This is a genomic window from Pedobacter nyackensis (assembly GCF_032678475.1).
Lineage (GTDB): Bacteria > Bacteroidota > Bacteroidia > Sphingobacteriales > Sphingobacteriaceae > Pedobacter > Pedobacter nyackensis_A.
On record NZ_JAVTSF010000004.1, the window covers coordinates 611572 to 617575 of the forward strand.

The following is a 6004-nucleotide window of genomic DNA, read 5'->3' on the forward strand; positions in this document are numbered from 1 at the left end:
CCATTATTTACTATTAGCGCTTTAAATTTAAAATAAGAATTTCAATAATAAGTAAAATATAGGTATTCTTTAAGGTACTGTACAGAAAATCCAGAAAACGATATAAATTGAACCTTAAACTTCTTAGACAGACATGTTAAAATATGCTACAGGACAATAATAAAGGAGAAAATCTCATTACTGAAATTCTCTCTTTTATTATTATTCATTAATGGCTTCTTCCAACTGTTTAATTAATTTTTCCCTATGCATAGGATATCCTGCTTTGGAACCGAAATAAAAAGTCTGTGGCCCATTAAAGACATTCCAGATGTGATCTCAAATGTTCTTCTCCTATTGTGTCCAATAGCTCCGTCATACCATAATATTTAATAGCAGTAACAATATCAATATTGATTAATATATCTTCAACTTCGATCCCGTCAATACCAACCTCTAAATGATGTGTCGCTGAAACCGGAGTAACATGTACAATCTCAGCATTTTTTATAATCAAATGCACTTTATAATAAAACATTAAATTTCAAATCGACTTTTCTATTAAGCTGTGCCGGTTAAATTCTTTCAACATCTCCGGTTATCCAACTTGCATCAAACATGACTGATCTTTTTGTTACATTTTTAAAATCTTAAACTCAGTACGTCTGTTGGCCTGGTGCTCTGCCACAGAACATTTCACTCCATTTGCACAACGGTTTAACAATTGTGTTTCCCCATATCCTTTAGCTGTTAAGCGGCTTCTGGAAATACCACGGCTAACCAGATAATTGACTACAGAACGTGCACGACGTTGAGATAGGTCAAGGTTATAAATATCTATCCCGCGACTGTCGGTATGCGAACCCAGTTCAATTTCAAGTGTAGGATTGTCGCGCATGGTACGTACCAGTTCGTCCAGAATTTTAGCTGCATCCTTACGGATATTATCCTTATCAAAATCATAATGAATGTTTCGAATGGCAATTGTTTTACCAATTTCAAACAAGGGCTCTAAGCGCAGGGTTACACTTAAGGTATCAGATTTCGTCAGGCCTTTGGTTGTTACCATTGCCGAATCGCTATAAAACTTATCTTTCCGACCAAGCACGGTATAATCAGTTTCTTTTGCCAGTTCAAAAAAGAAAGTACCATCTGCACTACTACTTTGTTTGGCTACAATCTGACGTCCATTGGCATATAAGGTTACCGTAGCCGCGGCTATTGTTTCACCTGTTTTTTTATTCAGGGTAAGGCCTTTTAAAGCCAGGATCATTTTAGGTTTGATGTTACTGAAACTATAGATATCGTCATTTCCTACACCACCTCTGCGGTTAGAAGAAAGATACCCCATCACTGCACCTTCATTTGCACTATTGGTAATGAAAGCAAAATCATCACCAGCAGAATTAACCGGATATCTCAGGTTAAGGGGTTTAGACCAGCTATTTTTTGCACCTTTTACACTAAAGATATCTAATCCACCCATTCCTGGTAATCCATTACTTGAATAATACAAAGTACCATCTGTCCCTATGTTCGGGAACATTTCGTCCTGACTGGTATTGATTGCAGGTCCGGCATTTTGAGGTTTTCCCCAGCTGCCATCATTTTGCAATTCACAATACCAGATATCTGTGTTACCTAAACCACCAGGCATATCAGACACAAAATAAAGTGTTTTTTCATCCTGGCTTAATGCAGCGTGACCAACAGAATACTTCTTCACCTCATTATAAGGAAAAGGCACAGCTTCATACTTGCCATTGTTTGCAGTATAGATATACAGTTCCAGGTTATTGGTTCTGAATTTCGTTTTGTTCTCTTTACTAATTTCTCCGGACTGACCCGGATAAGTACGTGTCACAAATAATACATTTCCTTTTTGATTGCTAATGATCGGTCCTACGTGATAATTCTCATCATTGTACGATGACTTGTCAATCAATTTTGCACTTAAGCTATTGTCCGCAGAGCGATCAGCAGTATAGACTCTTAAAAAAGGATTACCTGTACGCCCATCTTTTTGATTCAGGAAACCCTGATCCGGTTCGGCAGTGTACAAGATTTTATTACCCATTGGAAACACCCCAAATTCCGCAAAAGCAGTATTGACCTGAGCTTCGTTTTTGATTTTATGCGCGGTCGGTTTAGCCATCCATACCAAAGCAGAATCACATCCGGCGATTTCATTACCTACCCTTTTGGTATCACCGCTTTTACTGGCATAAGTCTGCAATATTTTTTTTGCTTCTGCATAGCGGGAATTAGACTTAAGTATCGCTCCATAGCTGATCAGGTTTTCGGCTTTACTTTCCGGATCCTGGATTACCCTGGCGTACCAGTTCTCGGCAGCCTCGTAGTCATTCATTTTCTGATAGCAATCTGCCAAACGTTCAAGATCAGTTAATTTTGGTTTTTTGGTATCGACCAACTTCAGATAAATTGAAGCTGCATCAGCATATTTATATTGTGTATACAATTGATCTGCCCTTCGCTTTAAGCTTGGTTGTTCTTGTGCAGAAGCTGCATGAAAAGCACATCCCAGGCCTAAAAGGAAAATGTATCTGGTATATTTTTTATTCATCATGTTCATCAGTTTAAACGATATATCGATTATTGATCCTAAAAGAATCTTGGACTAAGTAAACGCTTGCTCTTTCCAGGGAATGTTACCCCAATTGTAATTTCATGGGTACCATTTTGTATGCTACTCAGCTTGCTCAGGATGTGATCGTAAGAATATCCGATTCTGAATGTATCGCTTACATAAAACTGCGTAATTGCAGAAATGGAATTGAGACTGCTCAATTGCTGGCCTTTAGTATAATCTTTTTTCCAAAGGTTGGCTCCCGTTCTATACGATCCACCGATCCAGAACTTCTCAGCAAAGATTAACATGCCACTGATGTCTAAACTTGAAGGACCTTTTAGATCTTCTTTGTACAATAGACTTGGACGAAGCTTCGTATCCTCAGATAAATTAAATATTGTACCTGCGATCAGATAATAATGGCGTTTACGTTTTAGGTTCTCCACATTATTTTTATCCCAGTTGAAGATGCTGTTTGATTTATCTCCGGAGAGCAAGTCCATTGCTGAAGCACCAATGTAAAAGCTTGGATTGTAATAGTAAACCCCAAAACGAACATCTGGAATGGTGCTACTAATTTTACCAACCGGCAGATCCGGATCGTCAAAATCAACAGGTCTTAATTTATTGCCATCCAGTCCATATTGGGTAATACCCGCTCCTACACCAAAACTTAATCTTTGTGTATCCTCATCGTTAAGTCTTAAACGATAAGCATAATTTGCATAAATCGAAGTAGCCGACTGCGGTCCTAACCTATCGTCTGTAATTTGCAAACCCAGGCCTACATTCTTATTGGCATCAGCTACGCCATCAATAGACAATTGCCCGGTTCTCGGTGCACCGCTAAGACCGGTCCACTGGCTCCTCAGAGCCAATTGTGCAAACCATTCTTCTTTGTACCCCGCATAAGCAGGATTCACACTTAAAGAATTAAAGATGTATTGAGAGAACTGAATATTTTGCTGCGCCTTCGCTGGCATCAGGCCTGCAACAGTTAGTCCCAACCCCAGTATGACTTTTTTTATGATATGTTTGTTCATAATCTGTTTGTATATGGCCGGCTTTCACCGGCCTTATCAATTATTTTTTTAATAACACCCAACCTTTATACACTTCCTGTTTACCATTATTGTTCAACCTGATCAGGTAGTAATAAGTTCCTGCATTCAGTCCCTCACCAGTCCAGGTGTTTTTATAATTGTTATTTCGGTAAACTTCATTACCCCAACGGTTAAAGATGGTTATGTCACAGTTTCCAAAGTTTTCTAATCCTACAATGACGAAGGTGTCATTTTTACCATCTCCATTTGGAGTGATTACGTTTGGAATAAAGAAGCCTTTAACATTGATCTTAACTGCCGCCACATCTGTCCAGTTACCATACTCGTCCTTAACACGATAGTTAAAAGTATCTGGTCCAGTATATCCGCTGTTCGGCAAATAAGTAACCGTTCCATCAAGATTAACTTTTATGGTACCATGTTTAGGTTGCGCTGTGATTTCAACTGTGCCTTTATCAAATGCAGCATCGTCAGTTTTATCATTACCCAATACCGGAATTTTAACTTCCGTATTCCATTGAGTTTCTGCGGTATCATCAATAGCTACCGGCTTGGTCGGCACAACAGTTAATGTAACTTTAGCCGGATTGGAAATCTGACCATTTTTATCCGTTACCGTATAGGTAAACTCATCCGTTCCGGTATACCCCTGATTTGGTGTGTAGGTTACCGTACCATCTGTATTGACTTTAACCGTTCCATTTTTAGGTTGTGTAATGATAGTTGTACTGCCAGGAACAATCGCACTGCTACCAGGTTCATCATTTCTCTGTACATCAATTACCACTAGCTTATTCTGCTGTGTTTCCTTGGTATCGTCTTTTACAACTGGTGGTTTAGCAATGGTGATGACTGTAGGATTATCATTATTGGTATCCGTACCTGACTGATCTGTTACATTTCCGCCTTTAGGATCAGTGGCTTTGATGACCGCCTGATTGTTGACCTTACCAGCTACTACATCTGCCGCGGTAATGGTATATTTCTCAACGTGACTTACCGATTTACCAGGAAGAATTACTCCAGGTATTGTAATGCTCAGTTTGTTTAACAATGGATCACTTAATACCAGATCTTTCAGACTCACATTTCCTGTATTGGTCACGGTAAAGGTATATTCAATCTGGTTGCCCAATACAAAGGCTCCATTTTCACCTGTTCCGGCATTAGTTACCGTTTTCACTAAAGCTACTGCACCTTTTTGTTCTACTGGTGTGATGGTACATGTTGTACAAGTTGGATCCACTGGTGCACCAGGTGTAGGTGATGGATCAGTTGATTCGGCATGTACATTGCCTCCTTTTGGATCTTTACCATCTGCATTCGCAATATTGGTTACATACCCCTTATCTAAGTCAGCCTGCGTTACGGTATGTTTAGCCGTAATATTTGCTGTAACATTTGGGGCAAGGCTAGCAATCAATGCAGGACTAATGCTACCAGCATCAGCATTTGCATCTGTAATTGTAATTGAGGTAACTGTTACATTTCCAGTGTTTTTAACCACTAAATTATATGTGATCACATCACCAACCTTATTATATGGTCCAGCTACTGCAGTTTTGGTTAAACTCAAAGCAGGAGTCTGAGCTATTGGTGTAACTGTACAATCGGTACAACCCGGAACTACCGGTGTACCTGGAATTGGCGTAGGGTCTGTAGATTTTGCTCCAACATCTCCTCCTTTTGAATCCTTGCCATCAGCGCTGGCGATATTCGTCACATAACCCCTATCCAGATCAGCTTGTGTTACTGTATGTTTAGCAGTAACGTTAGCCGTTGCGTTTGGTGCAAGACTGGCAATGCTCGTTGGCAAGATACTCCCTGCATCAGCATTCGCATCAGTAATGGCAATCGCTGTTACGGTTACGTTGCCCGTGTTTTTAACCACTAAATTATATGTGATCACATCACCAACTTTATTATATGGTCCAGCTACTGCAGTTTTGGTTAAACTCAAAGCAGGAGTCTGAGCTATTGGTGTAACTGTACAATCGGTACAACCCGGAACTACAGGTGCGCCAGGGATTGGCGTAGGGTCTGTAGATTTTGCTCCAACATCTCCTCCTTTTGAATCCTTGCCATCAGCGCTGGCGATATTCGTCACATAACCCCTATCCAAATCAGCTTGTGTTACCGTATGTTTTGCAGTAACGTTAGCCGTTGCGTTTGGTGCAAGACTGGCAATGCTCGCAGGCAAGATACTACCCGCATCAGCGTTGGCATCAGTAATGGCAATCGCTGTTACGGTTACGTTGCCCGTATTTTTAACCACTAAATTATATGTGATCACATCACCAACTTTATTATATGGCCCAGCTACTGCAGTTTTGGTTAAACTCAAAGCAGGAGTCTGAGCTATTGGCGTAAT

Annotated in this window: 3 protein-coding genes; all 3 read right to left on the reverse strand. The window is 40.0% G+C overall.

All coding sequences use genetic code 11. The annotated features are described in order from the left end of the window. Positions 1 to 613 precede the first annotated feature (613 nt). Positions 614 to 2566 carry an OmpA family protein gene (locus tag R2Q84_RS16435; RefSeq protein ID WP_316817667.1) on the reverse strand — a complete coding sequence of 651 codons (1953 nt, stop codon included), beginning with the start codon at positions 2564 to 2566 and terminating at the stop codon, positions 614 to 616. Positions 2567 to 2601: 35 nt separating this feature from the next. Next, positions 2602 to 3612: a type IX secretion system membrane protein PorP/SprF gene (locus tag R2Q84_RS16440; protein ID WP_316817668.1), complete on the reverse strand. Its 1011-nt coding sequence runs from the start codon at positions 3610 to 3612 to the stop codon at positions 2602 to 2604. Positions 3613 to 3652: 40 nt separating this feature from the next. Continuing rightward, positions 3653 to 6004: Ig-like domain-containing protein (locus R2Q84_RS16445; protein WP_316817669.1), on the reverse strand; the 2352-nt coding region annotated here is incomplete at its 5' end.